The following is a 16,000-nucleotide window of genomic DNA, read 5'->3' as shown; positions in this document are numbered from 1 at the left end:
GCTGCGCCGCGTGCACGTCAGCAATCGCTATCGCCTCATCGAACCGCTCGGCGAGGGTGGGATGGGCGTCGTCTGGCGCGCCTACGACGAGCTGCTCGACCGTACGGTGGCGATCAAGGAGGTCCGCTACACGGGCGTCGGCGAGGCCAAGCGGGCCGAGCTCAACCGCAGGACCATCAGGGAGGCCAGGGCCGCCGGGCGGCTCGACCACCCGTCGGTGGTCGTCATCCACGACGTCGTGGAGGAGGACGGCCGGCCGTGGATCGTGATGCAGCTCGTCCGCTCGCGCTCGCTGGCGCAGGTGATCGGCGAGAGCGGGCCGCTGCGGCCCGCGCAGGTCGCGGTGATCGGCGGGCGGGTGCTCGACGCGCTGCGGGCCGCGCACGCCACCGGGGTGCTGCATCGTGACGTCAAGCCGGAGAACGTCCTGCTCGGCGACGACGGGCGGGTGGTGCTCACCGACTTCGGGATCGCCTCCATGGAGGCCGAGGCGGGGCTGACGGCCACCGGCGGCCTGGTCGGCACGCCCGCGTACATGCCGCCCGAGCGGCTGAACGGCGATCCGGCCCGGCCCGAGTCGGACCTGTGGTCGCTGGGCGCCACGCTGTACGCGGCGGTCGAGGGGCGGCCGCCGTTCAAGCGCGACTCGTGGGCCGCGACGGTGGCGGCGGTGCTGCGTGACGAGCCGGAGCCGCCGGTGCGGGCCGGGGTGCTGGAGCCCGTGATCATGGGGCTGCTGCGCCGCGATCCCGGCGCGCGGCTGCCCGCCGCCGAGGCCGCCGCCCTCCTGTACGAGGCCGCCTCCGCCCCACCCTCCGCCCCGCCCTCCGTGCCGCACGCCCCGCACGCCCCGCACGCCGCTGTCACCGGCGCGCCCGCCCAGCCTGCCGGCGCCGGCCCCGTCGCCACGCCGCCCACCGGCGGGCCCGCCACGCCGCCGCTGCCCTGGCAGCAGTCCGGCGGCGGCACCCACCCCGGCGGCGCGCCGTACACGACCATGCCGGAGCAGCGGGGCAGGCCCGGTCGCGGGCGGCGCAAGGCGGTGTGGATCGGCGTCCCCCTCGCGGTGGCCGCCGTGGCGGTGCTCGGCACGGGCGGCGTGCTGCTGTCCGACCGCTGGACGGCCGCGTCCCCCACCGGCGAGCCGACCAGCCAGCCGGCCACCGCACCGGCCACTGAACCGACCACCGCACCGACCACTGGGCCGACCACTGGGCCGACCGCTGGGCCGAGCCCTGAGCCGGCCACGACCACGCCCCGCCCCACCCGCACAGCGCCCCCGGCAGGCTGGCGCTCCTACAGGAGCGCCCTCGGCCGCTTCCAGATCGCCATGCCCGCAGGCTGGAAACCGGCGAAGACCCAGGGCAGGGACAGCATCTCCTTCAAGGGCCCTGACACCCCCGGCATGATGATCGTGGAGTGGACCGTCCCCGACATCCCGTGGGACGACCCCGAGCGCCACTGGCGCGGCCTGGAGAAGGAGATCCAGGCCAAGGGCGAGTTCCAGCGCTACCAGCGGATCGGCATCACCCCCACCGGCTACCTGGGCGTCAAGGCCGCCGACTGGGAGTTCACCCGGGTCCGCGACGGCCAGACGATCCACGTGATCAACCGCGGCTTCCACACGAAGGACGGCCGCCCGTACGCCCTGTACTGGGAGACCCCGCACTCCCGCTGGGCCAGGGACCGCCACTACTTCGACACCTTCGTCAAGACCTTCCGCCCGCTGTGAAGGAGCAGGCGCGCTTCTGGCGGCACCCGGCGGTGCCGGAGACCGACCTGCTCAAGGCCCGCTACGTCACCCACCGCTTCTCCCGGCACGCGCACGACGGCTACGCGATCGGCCTGATCGTCTCGGGCGTGGAGGAGTTCGACTACCGGGGCACGCTGCACCGGGCGGCGGCGGGCGAGCTGGTGCTGGTCAACCCCGACGCCGTGCACACGGGCCAGGCGGGGGTGCCGGGCGGGTGGGCGTACCGGATGCTCTATCCCTCGATCGAGGCGGTGCGCGGGATCGCGGCGGAGCTGGGGGCGGCGGGCGGCACGCCGTACTTCCCGCGCCAGGTGGTGCGCGACGAGCAGGTGGCGGCGCTGCTGGCGCGGGCGCACGAGGCGGCCGAGCGCGGCGACGCGCTGGCGGCCTCGTCGTTGAGCCGCATGTTGTTCGCGCGGCTGGTGACCCGCCACGCCACGCCGAGGCCCGCCACGGTGCCGCCGGCGGAGGGCAGGCGGACGGTGCGGGCGGCGCTGGAGCTGCTGCACGAGAGCCTCGTGGACCCGCCCGCGCTGGAGGACCTGGCGGCGGCGGTGGGGGCGCGGCCGTTCGCGCTGCTGCGGGCGTTCAAGGCCGCGACGGGGCTGCCGCCGCACGCGTACCTGACCTCGCTGCGGGTCCGGCAGGCGCGGCGCCTGCTGCAGGCCGGCGTGCGGCCCGCGCGGGTGGCCGCCGAGGTGGGCTTCACCGACCAGGCCCATCTGAACCGTCACTTCAAGCGCATCGTGGGCGTCCCGCCCGCCGCGTACCAACGTGCTGCAGGAACGTACAAGACGGGCGATTCGCCTGGCGCCTAGCCTCGGGCAGCATGGAAGAGACGACCTCCCGTTCCGCCGCCGTGCGGGACGGTCTCGGCGTGGGGCTGGCCGTGGGGCTGTCCGGTATCGCCTTCGGCGCCGCGGCGGTCACCGCGGGCCTGTCCGTGCCGCAGGCGTGCGTGCTGAGCCTGCTGGCGTTCACCGGCGCCTCGCAGTTCGCGCTGACCGGCGCGGTCGCCGCCGGGGGCGACCTGCTGGCCGCCACGCTCGGCGCGCTGCTGCTCGGCGGCCGCAACACGCTCTACGGCCTGCGCATGGCCGACCTGCTGCGCGTACGGGGCGCGCGCCGCCTGCTGGCCGCCCACGGCGTCATCGACGAGACCACGGCCGTCACCATGGCCCAGCCGACCCCCGAGGCGGCCCGCACGGGTTTCGTGACCACGTTCGCCGGCCTGTACGCCGCCTGGAACCTGACCACGCTGGCCGGCGCCTACGGCACCTCGTTCCTGGGCGACCCCGGCGTGCTGGGGCTGGACGTGGTGGGTCCCGTGGCGTTCCTGGCCATCCTGTGGCCGCGGCTGGCCGAGAGCGCCGAGCTGCGCTGGCTGGCGGCGGGCGCGGCGGCGATCGCGCTGTGCGCCACCCCGTTCCTGCCCGCCGGTGTGCCGGTGCTGCTGTCGGCCGTGGCGGTCCTGGCGGTGATGCTGCGATGACGCTGTGGTGGGCGATCGCGGCCGTCTGCGCGGGCTGCTACGCGCTGAAACTGGCGGGGCTGGCCGCGCCCCGGCGGGTGCTGGACCATCCGGGGATGCGCAGGTTCGCGGAGCTGGTGCCGGTGGCGCTGCTGGCGGCGCTGATCGCGGTGCAGACGTTCACGGCGCAGGGCGGGCTGAGCTTCGACCCGGCCAGGACCGCCGGGCTGGGGGCGGCGGTGGTGGCGCTGCTGCTGCGGGCGCCGTTCCTCGTCGTGCTGGCGTCGGCGGCCGTCGTCACCGCGCTTGCCCGGATCCTTCTTGGGTAGTCGCCGTGCATGTCCGATTCAGCTGGATTGGTGGTCGGTGGGCGTTACCGGCTGCTCAGGACGATCGGCAAGGGCGGCATGGGCATGGTCTGGCATGCCCACGACGAGGTGCTCGGCCGGGACGTGGCCGTCAAGGAGGTGCTGCCGCCTGGCAACATGACCGGTCCCGAGCGCGACGAGTTCGCCGTCCGTACCTTCCGTGAGGCCAGGGCCGCGGGCCGGGTGGCGCACCCCGGCGTGGCCACCGTCTACGACGTGCTGGAGGAGCGCGGCCATCCGTGGATCGTGATGCAGCTCGTGCCCTCGCGCACGCTGGGCGCCCTGATCAGGGAGGACGGCCCGATGCCGCCCGCCAGGGCCGCCGCGATCGGGTTACAGCTCCTGGAGGCGCTGCGGGCGGCGCACGCGGCGGGCGTGCTGCACCGCGACGTCAAGCCCGACAACGTGCTGCTCGCGGAGGACGGCCGCGCGGTCCTGACCGACTTCGGCATCGCCACCACCGAGGACGAGGCGCCCGTCACCAGGACGGGCATCCTGGTCGGCACCCCTGCCTTCATGGCCCCCGAACGCGCGGCAGGCGGCCAGGCCAGGCCCGCCTCCGACCTGTGGTCGCTGGGCGTGACGCTCTACATGGCGGTGGAGGGGCACTCCCCCTTCCAGCGCGACAGCGCCCTGGCCACGCTGGGCGCCGTCATGCACGCCGAGCCGCGCCCGATGGCCCGCGCGGGCGTGCTCGCCCCCGTGCTGGTGGGGCTGCTGCACAAGGACCCCGCGGAGCGCATGACACTCGACGAGGCGGAGCGGCGCCTGGCCGCGGTCCTCACGGGCGACGCGCCCGAGCGGACCGGCCCCGTCACCGTCGCGCCGGCGGCCCTGCCCTGGCGGTCCCGGCGGCGCCTGCTGCCGCTGGCCGCGATCGTCGCGGGCGCGCTGGCCGTCGGGCTCGTCACGGGAGGCGCGGCCTGGTGGTCGCAGCGTCCGCAGGATGCGGTCTCCCCCAGCCCCGCGCCCGCCGTCGTGACCACCGAGAAGACGACCGTGTACGAGTCCCCCACCCCGGAGCTGAAGAGCACCGAGCCGGAGCGGACCGGGCCGCAGAACGTCTCGCCCCAGAGCGTCACACCGCAGAGCAGCGCACCACCGGCCCGCAGCACCCCGCCGCCGACCCGCGAGCAGCCGCGCAGCCCGTCGCCCACGGCGAAGAAGGAGAAGACCCCCAGCGAGGAGCCGAAGCCGACCAAGACCAAGAAGGAGACCGCCGCCCGCACCCCCGGCCAGGTCGAGGGGTCGGAGAACGGCCGGGCGGCCGGCAAGCCCAAGAAGAAGAAGTCCGCCTGACCGGGACTGAACGGGGGCTCCGAAGTGGGGCTGGGCGCGGGGTCAGGACTCCGCGCGCACGATGTCCAGCGCCTTCTGCAGGTCCTGCGGGTAGTCGGTGCTGAACGACACCCACTCGCCGGACGAGGGGTGCTCGAACCCGAGCGCCACCGCGTGCAGCCACTGCCGGGTGACCCCCAGCCGGGCCGCCAGCGTCGGATCGGCGCCGTAGAGCATGTCGCCGACGCACGGGTGGCGCAGCGCCGACATGTGCACCCGGATCTGGTGCGTACGCCCGGTCTCCAGCTTGATGTCCAGCAGCGACGCGGCCCTGAACGCCTCGACCGTGTCGTAGTGGGTCACGGACGGCTTGCCCCCGGCCACCACCGCGAAGCGGCCGTCGCCCGACGGGTGCCGGTCGATGGGCGCGTCCACCGTGCCCCTGAACGGGTCGGGGTGCCCCTGCACCAGCGCGTGGTAGCGCTTGTCGACCGTACGCTCCTTGAAGGCCCGCTTGAGCCGCGAGTAGGCGTGCTCGCTCTTGGCCACCACCATCGCGCCCGTGGTGTTGGCGTCGAGCCGGTGCACGATGCCCTGGCGCTCGGCGGCGCCGCTGGTGGCGATCGTGTGCCCGGCGCCGAGCAGCCCGCCGATCACGGTGGGGCCCGTCCAGCCGACGGTCGGGTGGGCCGCCACCCCGATGGGCTTGTTGACCACGACGATGTCGTCGTCCTCGTACACGATGGTCATGCCGGGCACCGGCTCGGCCACCGGCATGGGGGTGGTGACCGGCGGCGGCAGCGTCACCTCCAGCCAGGCGCCCGCATGCACGCGGTCGGACTTGGCCGGCTGGCGGCCGTCCACGAACACCTCGCCGGCCGTGATCAGCTCGGCCGCGCGGGTGCGGGAGAAGCCGAACAGGCGCGAGAGCGCGGCGTCGAGCCGCTCGCCCTCCAGCCCGTCGGGCACGGGCAGGCTGCGCTGCTCAGTCATCCTCGGCCACCTCCCTGGAACCGTCGATCTGCACGTTGCGCCAGGCCAGGATCACGGCCAGGATGCCGCCGCAGACGATCGCCGAGTCGGCGATGTTGAACACAGGGAAGTAGTCGATGACGGGGAAGTTGCCCGGCAGCACCTCGATGAAGTCGACGACGTGCCCCTGGAGCTGCGAGGAGCGCCCGAGCCCCGAGGGGTAGCGCAGCAGCCTGTCGGTGAGGTTGCCGGTCGCGCCGCCCAGCAGGAGGCCGAGCGTGACGGCCCAGGACCTGCTGCCGAGCTTGCGCGCCGTACGCACGATCGCCACGACCACGCCGGCCGCGATGAAGGTGAAGATGAACGTCATCCCCGTGCCGATGCTGAACGCGGCGCCGGAGTTGAAGATCACCCTGAACTGCAGCACCCCCGGGATGACGACCAGCGGCGGCTCACCCTCCAGCGTGCGCAGCACCACCGTCTTGGTGGCGAGGTCGGCCGCGTAGATCACGGCCGCCAGCACCACGAGGACGGCGAAGAGGCGCCGGCGGGGCCTGCCCGCTGCGCCTCCTGAGCCTTCGGCGGGGCCGCTTACCGGCGTTCCTCCCTCTGCTTGCAGGCCACGCACAGCGTCGCCCTCGGGAACGCCTGGAGGCGTTCCTTGCCGATCGGCTTGTGGCACGATTCGCACACTCCATAGGTCCCTGCGTCGATCCTGGCGATCGCACGTTCGTTCTGCGCGACCAGATCGCGCGCATTCAGGGTAAGGGCGATCTCGCGTTCGCGCTCGTACGTCTTGGCGCCGGCGTCGGCCTGGTCGTCGCCGGCGCCCTGGGTCACGTCTCCAGAGGCTATCTCGGACTCGTGGCGGAGGATGTCCGCCTCGAGCTCGTCGATCTCCTCCTGGAGCCTGCCGCGTACCTCGGCCAGCTCCTCGTCCGACCACATCGACGGTGTAGCGGTCTGCGTGACTGCCGCCATGGCTGCCTCCATTGCTGATCAAGGCCGTAAATGGTGCGGGCAGCTTAGGATCCATATAACGGAACGGCAAACGACCCGCCGGACGGTTTACCTCCCCCGTACTATCCCGCCTCGCGCATTCAACTCCTCCCCGGGGGCGTCCATTCCCACAACTTTGCGCCGTTTACGACTTGCGTACCGGCGGGGCTCGCCGGGTGGGCGGACGCCACCAGGAAAACAAGGAAGCCTTCGCCCCCACTCTGCGTTATGGTTTGAGACTGCAAGGCGTTGATGGGGCCCGACTGTGAGGGATATCACCCCGGAGCCGCCGGAAGAACGGCTCTCGCGAGCTCATTAGACCCGGCAGCAGACCAAATGAAGAGGGCTCCGCCACGCGCGGGGTCAAGAAGGGTGGTACCGCGGAGCCGCCAGGCTTCGTCCCTTCACGCGTCCAGCCAACCGGCCGATCAAGCGTGGAGGTCCCGCCCGAGATGTCTTCCCCATCATTCCGCTCTCTTCCCGCGCAGGTCGACCTGCCCGCGCTCGAGCGCGAGGTCCTCGACCGCTGGCGGGACGGGAAGATCTTCGAGCGCTCCGTCGAGCAGAACGCGGGCAACCCCGCCTGGGTGTTCTACGAGGGCCCGCCCACCGCCAACGGCCTGCCCGGCGTGCACCATGTCGAGGCGCGCGTGTTCAAGGACCTGTTCCCGCGCTACAAGTCGATGCGCGGCTTCAGCGTGCCCCGCAAGGCCGGCTGGGACTGCCACGGCCTGCCCGTCGAGGTCGGCGTCGAGCGCGAGCTGGGCCTGTCGGGCAAGCGCGACATCGAGACGTACGGCATCGCCGAGTTCAACGCCAAGTGCCGCGAGTCGGTGCTGCGGCACGTCGACGCGTTCGAGCAGATGACCGAGCGGATGGGCTACTGGATCGACCTGTCCCAGGCGTACCGGACCATGGACCCGTCCTACGTCGAGTCCGTGTGGTGGTCGCTGAAGGTCATCTTCGACAAGGGGCTGCTGTTCCGCGACTTCCGGATCACGCCCTACTGCCCGCGCTGCGGCACCGGGCTGTCCGACCACGAGCTGGGCCAGCCGGGCGCGTACGAGACGGTCTCCAGCCCGTCGGTCTACGTCCGCATGCCCGCGACCTCCGGCCCGCTGGCCGAGCTGGGCGCGGCCCTGCTCATCTGGACCACCACGCCCTGGACCCTCGTCTCCAACACGGCCGTCGCCGTGCACCCCGACGTCACCTACGTCGCGGCCCGCACCGCCGACGGCGAGGTCCTGGTCGTGGCCGAGCCCCTGCTGTCGGTGCTCGGCGAGGGCGCCACCGAGGTGGCCCGCTTCACCGGCCGCGAGCTGGAGCACACCACCTACACCCGCCCGTTCGACCTCGTCGACATCCCCGGCGCGCACTACGTCGTGCTCGGCGACTACGTCACGATCGAGGACGGCACCGGCCTGGTCCACCAGGCGCCCGCCTTCGGCGCCGAGGACATGACCGTGATCAAGAAGTACGGCATGCCGGTCGTCAACCCGATCGGCCCCGACGGCCGCTTCCTCGACGACGTGCCCATGGTCGGCGGCAGGTTCTTCAAGGACGCCGACGAGGAGCTGACCGAGGACCTGCGGGCGCGTGGCCTGCTCTACCGCGGCGGCCACATGGAGCACAGCTACCCGCACTGCTGGCGCTGCCACACGGCGCTGCTCTACTACGCCCTGCCCTCCTGGTACATCCGCACCACCGCGGTCAAGGACCAGATGCTGGCGGAGAACTCCAAGACCAACTGGTTCCCCGACACGATCAAGTGGGGCCGGTTCGGCGAGTGGCTGCGCGGCAACGTCGACTGGTCGCTGTCGCGCTCGCGCTACTGGGGCACGCCGCTGCCGCTGTGGGTGTGCTCGCAGGACGAGTCGCACGTGACCTGCGTCGGGTCGCTGGAGGAGCTCGGCACGCTCGCCGGCCAGGACGTCTCCGCGCTCGACCCGCACCGCCCGTACGTCGACGACGTCACCTTCGACTGCCCGTCGTGTGGCGCCCTGGCCACCCGCGTGCCCGACGTCATCGACGCCTGGTACGACTCCGGCTCCATGCCGTTCGCCCAGTGGGGCGAGCGCGGCAGGCCCGAGGGCGTCTACCCGGCCGACTTCATCTGCGAGGCCACCGACCAGACGCGCGGCTGGTTCTACTCGCTGATGGCCGTCGGCACGCTGGTCTTCGGCCAGTCCTCCTACCAGAACGTGCTCTGCCTCGGCCTCATCCTGGCCGAGGACGGCCGCAAGATGAGCAAGCACCTGGGCAACATCCTGGAGCCGATCCCGCTGATGGACCAGCACGGGGCCGACGCGCTGCGCTGGTTCATGGCCTGCTCCGGCTCGCCGTGGGCGGCCCGCCGGGTGGGTCACGGCACGCTGGAGGAGATCGTCCGCAAGGTCCTGCTGACGCTCTGGAACACCTCGTCGTTCTTCACCCTCTACGCCAACGCCGAGTCCTGGTCGCCGGCCATGCTCGCCGAGGCCGCCCCGGCCGCGCAGCGCCCGCTGCTCGACCGCTGGGCGCTGGCGGAGCTGCACCGCACGGTGGCCGAGGTCACGACGGCGCTCGACGAGTACGACACCCAGCGCGCCGGCCGCCGCCTGGCCGACTTCCTCGACGACCTGTCCAACTGGTACGTCCGCCGCTCCCGCCGCCGCTTCTGGCAGGGCTCGCAGGACGCCTTCGCGACCCTGTACGAGTGCCTGGAGACGGTGCTGCGGCTGATGGCGCCCATCACGCCGTTCGTCACCGACTACCTGTGGGACGTCCTGCGCTCGGCCGACGCGCCCTCCTCCGTCCACCTGACCGGCTGGCCGGAGGTGCGCGAGGACCTGCTCAACCCGGCGCTGTCGGACCAGATGGCCCTCGTGCGGCGCCTGGTGGAGCTGGGCCGCTCGGCCCGCGCCTCCTCGGGCGTCAAGACCCGCCAGCCGCTGCGGCGGGCCCTGGTCGGCGCGCACGGCTGGCCGTCGCTCCCCGGCGAGCTGCGCGGCCTGGTGGCCGACGAGCTGAACGTGCAGACCCTGGAGGACATGTCCGGCTTCAGCGCCGACCTCGTGTCCTACACGGTCAAGCCGAACTTCCGCGCCCTGGGCAAGCGCTTCGGCTCGCAGACCAAGCTCGTGGCCGCCGCCGTGACCGCCGCCGATGCCACCCGCGTCGCCAGGGCCCTGCGCTCGGGCGCCACGGTCATGGTGGAGGCGGACTCGCTCGGCGAGGTCATGCTCGGCCCGGACGAGGTGATCGTCAACGAGCAGCCCCGCTCGGGCTGGGCGGTCGAGACGGGCGCCATCGGCACCGGCACGGGCGAGACCGTCGCGCTCGACCTGGAGCTGACCGACGAGCTGCGCCGCGCCGGCCTGCTGCGCGAGGTCATCCGCCTGGTGCAGGAGGCCCGCAAGTCGAGCGGCCTGTCGATCACCGACCGCATCGAGCTGTGGTGGACCGCCACGTCCGACGACCTGGCCACGGCGCTGCGCTCGGAGGGGCACGTGGTGGGCGAGGACGTGCTGGCCACCACCATCACGGAGGGCACCGCCGCGGACCTGCCGTCCCACTCGGACGCCGACCTCGGCCTCACCTTCCAGCTCCGCCGCGCCTGACCGCCGTTCGCCGTTCGCCGTAGGGGGGCGCGCCCCCCCTACGGCGACGTCACGAGCGGGACGTCCCCCGCCTCGCGGATCCCGCGCAGGGCCGCGTACGCGGGCAGCGGTGACAGGACGATGACCACAGCGGCCGCCCAGAGCGCCGGCCGCGGCCCGGCCGCCTCCCCGAGGATCCCTCCCAGCAGGGCGCCCAGCGGGAACAGGCCCATCATGAGCCAGCGCACGGTGGCGTTGACCCGGCCGAGCATGTGCTCGGGGCACAGGCGCTGGCGCAGGCTCACGTTCGTGACGGCGTACACGATCTGACCCAGCTCGCCCACGGCCGTACCGAACACGAACAGCCCCACTCCCCATCCTGGCCCTGCCAGGGGGCTCAGCATCGCCACAGGGCCCGTCACGGCCAGGGACAGCCAGATGACCCGGGCGGAGCCGATTCGGCGGGCCAGGCGCGGCGTCAGGGCCGCGCCCGCCAGGGCGGCCGGCGAACCGGCCGCCAGCACCAGGCCGATCCCGGTGGGGGTGAGGCCGAGGGTGTGGATCATGAAGGGGAAGCTCGCGGCCGAGGCGATCGCGAAGGCCAGGTTGCCGGCCGCGCTGGTGATCGTCGTCGCCCGCAACACCCTGCTCCCGGTCACGAACGCCAGCCCTTCCCCGATCTCCGCCACCAGGCCGCGCGACCGCCGCCCGGCCCCGGAGTCCGCAGTCTCCGCACCCCGCCCCGCCCCCGGCACTCCCGAGCCCGGCCTCGGGTTCGGAGACGGTTCGGGAGCCCTGATGGCCAGCAGCGAAGCGGCCGAGACGGCGAACGTGACGGCCTGGACGAGGACGACGTTCGCGGAGCCGAGCACGGTGACGGCCCAGCCTCCGACACCGGGCCCGGCCACCTGACCGCAGGCGCGGATGCTCTCCATCGCCGAGTTCCCCGCGATCAGCTCGCCCCGCCCGACGACGGACGGCAGGTAGCTCTGGTAGCCGACGTCGAAGAAGACCCTGGCGAGGCCGGCCAGCAGCGACACGACGACGAGCTGCGCGATGGTCAGCGTCCCGAGCAGGGCGGCCAGCGGGATCGTGGCCAGCAGCACCGCCCGCGCCAGATCGGCCGCGACGAGCACGGGGCGGCGCCGCCACCGGTCGATCCAGACGCCCGCGGGCAGGCCGATCAGCGCGAAGGCGATCGTTCCTGCCGCCGTGACCAGGCCCAGTTGCAGGGGTGAGGCATCGAGGGTGACGACGGCCAGCAGCGGGATCGCCACACCGCTGACCTGCGTACCGAGTTGGGTGGTGGTCTGTCCGAACAGGAGCAGCCGGAAGTCGCGCCGCCTGAGCGGCGAGCCGGAAGTCATCGGGGAGCCTCCAGAGAGCCGGTGGGTGCGAAACCCCACCCGCAGCTCCAGAAGCGTCGCTAGGGGTGGGGCACGTTACCCGCCGCCATCCCGGACGTCAACCGCCGCACCTTGGGCCCTGGCCGGCGCGCCCGCCCGCATGACAAAGGCCCCTCGCATCACGCGAGAGGCCTTCACACAAGGGAGCGATCAACCTGCGGCGCCCGGTCGGCGCCTCACGACCGTGCCACCTTGACCGACCCGTCAGCCTGCCGGGGCCTCAGCCGACCGTCTCCCGGTCATGCTGGCACACCGAGCAACTCGTCAGCCCGGCCGCCTCAGCCGCGGCGAGCGTCATCGTCTCCACGCCGGTCTCCCCCGCGCCCCTGATCAACGGGCAGGCGGTACTGTGGTAGCGGCGGGTGCCCACGATGACCTTCACCGTGCTCTCCCCTGCCCCCTTACCGCCGCCCTTGCCGGGCGCGTCACCGGCCCTACCCGCAGCGCCGCTCTCGGCGCCCTTCGGCGGCTCCCCCTTGGCGACCCCCGCCTTGGGCGCGGGCGGACGCTCGGAGGTGGTCTTCCCCGGTACGGCAGCCGGCTTGGCGGCCGACGGCCGGGCCGGAGCGCCAGGAGGCAGCGGCCCCTTGGGCTTGGCCGTCGACTCGGCCGAGGACGCGGGCCGCTCGTGCAGGATCACGGTCTCACCGGACGAGGGCGGCTCGCCGGCGGGGCCGGACGGACGCTCGGCGGATCCACCCGACGGCTCGGCCGGCAGCCCGGACGCGGTCACCCGCGGCTGCGGCGCCGTGTCGGGCCCCGACACGTCATCGTCCTCGACCCGCCTGGCAGCCACACCCGGCTTGCCACCCGCCTGCCCGCCCTTGCCGGCGGACGTCTCAGAGGTCTGCGGCTCGGCCCCGCTCTGCCCGGGCTTACCCCCAGCCTCCCCAGGCCTGGCGGCTGCTTCCCCAGCCTTGCCACCGGCCTGCCCGCTCTTACCACCGGCCTGCTCGGGCGAGGCGGTCGTCTGACCAGCCGGTCGGCCCTCCGCCTGACCAGCCGTCCGGCCCGCCGAAGGCCCGGTCGCCTGGCCGGGCCGATCACCAGCCTGACCTGCCGCCGCACCCGCGTCCGGCCGCCCAGGGCGCTCGGAGGTGCCGTCGGCCTGCCCGGGCCTGGTGTCGGGCTTCGTGCCGGAACCGCCCGGCCTACCCTCGGGCTTCGTGCCAGGACCCCCCGGCCGGGCCTCGGGCGTGGTGCCCGGCTTCCCGCCGGGCTGCTCGGGGCTGCTCGCGGACGCGGGACGCGGCGTCTTGCCCACCGGACCCACCGGACCCACCGGCCTGGCGTTGGCCGGGGACGTGCCGGTCTCGTCGGCGGAGGGCTCGCCCGTGCCGGGGGCGGAGGAGGACTCGGTCTTGCGCGCGAAGGGCGGCGGCCGGAAGAAGGAAGTCTGTGAGTCGTCCGCCTGCTCGTCATCCGAGCCGGGCTCGGGGGAGGCGGAGGAGGGGGCCTTGGCCTGGCTCGCCGGAGCGGCGGCAGGGCGGCCGAACCACCCGGTGGCGCCTTCCTCCTCGTGGGAGGCGGCGGACTCCGGGCTGGGGGTGGAAGCCTTCGTGTCGGACTTCGGCGGGGCGACCGGCGGACGTACGTCGCGGGTCTGCTCGGAGCTCTCGGCCCGGCTCGCCGCGGGAACGTCGGCGGCGGGACCCGGGGTGACGGCGGGCTCGGGGTCGGCGGCAGGCGGCAGTTGCCGTCCGCCGAGCGCTGCGTCCGGCAGGCACGTGGTGCAGGGCGTGAAGCCCTCCTCGCGCGCCTCCTCGTAGGTGAGCTCCTCGTGATCCCTGCCGATCAGCTGCCTGCAGCCGGGCACGTGGTAGCGCTTGCGCCCGGGGATCACCAGCACGATCGCATCCGGCGCGATGCCGGTCGGCGCGGGCCGGCGCGGAGCGGGGCCCGGTGCGGTCGCCGTCCGCTGCGGCGCGTGGGGATGCGCCTGAGGCTGCGGCCGGGGCTGCGGGTGCTGCTGGTGAACCATCGGACCGGTCTGGTTGTACGGCGGCGCGGACGGCATGAGCCCCTTCGGGGGGGTGGCCGGCGCAGCGGCCTGCCCACCTCCGGGAAAAAGCTCGTTCCGCCGCAGGAACGCCCCGATCACCAGGAACAGCGCGGACAACACGCTGACCACGATGGACCACATGATCAGGAACGGCTTCGCCAGTACGAAGCCCGCGATCAGCAGAACCACTGCCGCGAGCACCAAACCAGCACTGATAAGGATCACAGGGGGCTCTTTCGAGTGACAGGTCCTAGTGACCCGCTACTTTACCGGCGGTCGTTGTGCGGACCGTCACCGCCGGGGAAGGCGCCCTGCGGAGCCTCGCCACCGAACGGGCTCGGACCACCGGGAAGAGGCTGCTGGCCACCCTGAGGCACGGCGTGCGACATGGCGGGAGCCTGACCCTGCGGACCACCGGACATCACCGGGAACCCACCGCTGCCCTCTGCGGAGACGTTGAGCTCGGCGAGCTGGTTCTCCAGGTAGAGCTTGAGGCGGCTGCGGTACTCGCGCTCGAAGCTGCGCAGCTCCTCGACCTTGCGCTCGAGCTCGTCGCGGGTCTGCACCAGCGAGCCCATGGCCTGGCGGTGGCGCTCCTGCGCGTCGCGCTCGAGCGTCTCGGCGCGGGCACGGGCGTCGCCGATGACCTGCTCGGCCTGGCGGCGGGCCTTGGTGAGGATCTCGTCGGCCTCGCGGCGGGCGCGGGTGACCGTCTCGTCCGCCTCCCGGCGGGCGTCGGCGATCGCCTGGTCGGCGGTCTGCTGGGCGAGCGCGAGCACGCGGGCCGCGGTGTCCATGTTGTCCTCGGCGGGAGGCATGTTCATGGCCACGGGGACGGGCTGCTGCTGCACCGGCGGCGGCTCGGGGGCCCGCATGGGCTCCGGCTGCGGCGCCATCATCTCGGGCTTGGGCTGCTCCTGGACCGGGGCGGAGGCCATGGGCATGTTCATGCCGCCCGGCACCTTCCCACGCAGGCACTCGGCCAGCTTGGCGCGGAGCTCCTCGTTCTCTTGGATCAGGCGGTCGAGCTCAGCCTCCACCTCGTCGAGGAAGGCGTCGACCTCTTCCTCGTCGTAGCCCGGCCGGAGCCGGGTGGTACTGAACTGCTTGTTCCGCACATCAGCGGGCGTCAGCGGCATTTTTTGGTCTCCTTGGCGCGCTTGGAGTCTGTCCGGAGGACGGTAACCCGAATCACCTCAGCGCGGACACGAGTTGGATCACGACCGGCGCCCCACCGGTCCCATCATCGCAGAGTTCCGGCGATCTGGATCAAGATCAGAACCACGATGAACAGGACAGTGAAGCTTAGGTCAAAGGCCACCGTACCCAACCGGAGCGGGGGAATGAAACGGCGGAGGAACTTGAGGGGAGGGTCAGTTGCGGTGTATGTGGCCTCCGCCAGCACCAGGACGACACCGGAAGGCCGCCACTGACGGGCGAACGCCTGCACCGTCTCAAAGATCATCCTGCCGATGAGCAGCACCAAATACAGAGACAGGACAACGACCAAGATCCCACCGATGATCTCCACGGCCCGGCCGCGCCTCCACTTCTGATGTGCCCGCCCGGCCTCGGTGAGACCGGGTTGGGTCCGATAGGCATACAGAGACTCTAACTCTGGTTGAAGAACCCGCGTTCCGCGATTCGAGCCTTGTCCTCGGCAGTCACCTCGACATTGGCAGGGGACAACAGGAACACCTTGTTGGTAACACGTTCAATGCTGCCATGTAGGCCAAAGACCAGACCTGCCGCGAAATCAACGAGCCGCTTGGCGTCGCTGTCAACCATCTCGGTCAGGTTCATGATGACCGGGGTGCCGTCGCGGAAGTGCTCGCCGATCGTACGCGCCTCGTTGTACGTGCGGGGGTGCAGGGTGGTGATGCGGGCCAGATCGGTCGTGCGCCGTTCGAGGATGGTCGTGGTGGGCCGTCGTGCGGGGACCCCGGCCTCGGGCTCGTCCTCGCGCTCCTGGACCGCCACGGCACGCTCCTCGCCGGGCCGCTGCACCTCGTCGTCGTAGGTGTAGTCGTCGGTGTAGGTCTCGTACCTCTCGTAGCGGTCGTCCTCCACGAGACCGAGGTAGACCGCCATCTTGCGCATCGCGCCGGCCATCGCTACGTCGTCCTCCTGCTCATGGTCGCACTCGCTCGGGCCCGTCGCCGTGTCCGAGGCG

Annotated in this window: 14 protein-coding genes; 6 read left to right on the top strand and 8 right to left on the bottom strand. The window is 72.7% G+C overall.

Annotated elements, in window-relative coordinates:
* Positions 1-10 precede the first annotated feature (10 nt).
* The 5 genes from LCN96_RS18475 to LCN96_RS18455 are packed head-to-tail and all read left to right on the top strand — an operon-like array spanning position 11 to position 4,891.
* Entirely contained in the window at positions 11-1,732 is a 1,722-nt protein-coding gene (locus tag LCN96_RS18475) for a serine/threonine-protein kinase (protein ID WP_225273992.1), read from the top strand.
* Positions 1,729-2,571, top strand: a complete 843-nt coding sequence (locus LCN96_RS18470) for an AraC family transcriptional regulator (RefSeq protein ID WP_225273990.1) — start codon at positions 1,729-1,731, stop codon at positions 2,569-2,571. Before LCN96_RS18475 ends, LCN96_RS18470 begins: the two co-directional genes overlap by 4 nt.
* An 11-nt stretch (positions 2,572-2,582) precedes the next feature.
* A complete protein-coding gene (locus LCN96_RS18465) occupies positions 2,583-3,245 on the top strand; it encodes an AzlC family ABC transporter permease (RefSeq protein ID WP_225273988.1) in 663 nt (220 codons plus the stop codon).
* Positions 3,242-3,553 (top strand): AzlD domain-containing protein, encoded by a 312-nt coding sequence (locus tag LCN96_RS18460; protein ID WP_225273986.1) that lies wholly within the window; start codon positions 3,242-3,244, stop codon positions 3,551-3,553. Before LCN96_RS18465 ends, LCN96_RS18460 begins: the two co-directional genes overlap by 4 nt.
* 9 nt (positions 3,554-3,562) lie before the next feature.
* Positions 3,563-4,891, top strand: coding sequence for a serine/threonine-protein kinase (locus LCN96_RS18455; RefSeq protein ID WP_225273985.1), 1,329 nt, complete (start codon positions 3,563-3,565; stop codon positions 4,889-4,891).
* 42 nt (positions 4,892-4,933) lie between these two features.
* On the opposite strand, the gene LCN96_RS18450 is transcribed toward LCN96_RS18455, so the two are convergent.
* The 3 genes from LCN96_RS18450 to LCN96_RS18440 form a co-directional block, all read right to left on the bottom strand.
* Positions 4,934-5,863 carry an RluA family pseudouridine synthase gene (locus LCN96_RS18450; protein ID WP_225273983.1) on the bottom strand — a complete coding sequence of 310 codons (930 nt, stop codon included), beginning with the start codon at positions 5,861-5,863 and terminating at the stop codon, positions 4,934-4,936.
* Positions 5,856-6,368: a signal peptidase II gene (lspA, locus tag LCN96_RS18445; RefSeq protein WP_263657492.1), complete on the bottom strand. Its 513-nt coding sequence runs from the start codon at positions 6,366-6,368 to the stop codon at positions 5,856-5,858. The genes LCN96_RS18450 and lspA overlap by 8 nt, the downstream gene beginning before the upstream one ends.
* Positions 6,369-6,433: 65 nt before the next feature.
* Positions 6,434-6,823: a TraR/DksA family transcriptional regulator gene (locus tag LCN96_RS18440; protein ID WP_225273980.1), complete on the bottom strand. Its 390-nt coding sequence runs from the start codon at positions 6,821-6,823 to the stop codon at positions 6,434-6,436.
* A gap of 470 nt (positions 6,824-7,293) precedes the next feature.
* Here LCN96_RS18440 and ileS point away from each other — a divergent pair, with 470 nt between their 5' ends.
* Positions 7,294-10,440, top strand: a complete 3,147-nt coding sequence (ileS, locus tag LCN96_RS18435; RefSeq protein WP_225273978.1) for an isoleucine--tRNA ligase — start codon at positions 7,294-7,296, stop codon at positions 10,438-10,440.
* A gap of 38 nt (positions 10,441-10,478) precedes the next feature.
* Here ileS and LCN96_RS18430 read toward each other — a convergent pair whose 3' ends face one another.
* The 5 genes from LCN96_RS18430 to LCN96_RS18410 form a co-directional block, all read right to left on the bottom strand.
* A complete protein-coding gene (locus LCN96_RS18430; protein ID WP_225273977.1) occupies positions 10,479-11,786 on the bottom strand; it encodes an MFS transporter in 1,308 nt (435 codons plus the stop codon).
* 259 nt (positions 11,787-12,045) lie between these two features.
* On the bottom strand, positions 12,046-14,016 hold the full coding sequence (locus tag LCN96_RS18425; RefSeq protein ID WP_225273976.1) for a hypothetical protein: 1,971 nt from the start codon (positions 14,014-14,016) through the stop codon (positions 12,046-12,048).
* A gap of 77 nt (positions 14,017-14,093) precedes the next feature.
* On the bottom strand, positions 14,094-14,966 hold the full coding sequence (locus tag LCN96_RS18420) for a DivIVA domain-containing protein (RefSeq protein WP_225273974.1): 873 nt from the start codon (positions 14,964-14,966) through the stop codon (positions 14,094-14,096).
* Positions 14,967-15,070: 104 nt separating this feature from the next.
* The gene (locus tag LCN96_RS18415) at positions 15,071-15,358 is read right to left on the bottom strand and encodes a YggT family protein (RefSeq protein ID WP_080041054.1); all 288 of its coding nucleotides are present in this window, start codon (positions 15,356-15,358) and stop codon (positions 15,071-15,073) included.
* 80 nt (positions 15,359-15,438) lie between these two features.
* Positions 15,439-15,939, bottom strand: a complete 501-nt coding sequence (locus LCN96_RS18410; protein ID WP_225273973.1) for a cell division protein SepF — start codon at positions 15,937-15,939, stop codon at positions 15,439-15,441.
* Positions 15,940-16,000: the final 61 nt, after the last annotated feature.

This window comes from Nonomuraea gerenzanensis, from assembly GCF_020215645.1.
Classification (GTDB): domain Bacteria; phylum Actinomycetota; class Actinomycetes; order Streptosporangiales; family Streptosporangiaceae; genus Nonomuraea; species Nonomuraea gerenzanensis.
Note: the sequence above shows the minus strand (reverse complement) of the source record. Positions and strands in the feature narration are given on the sequence as shown.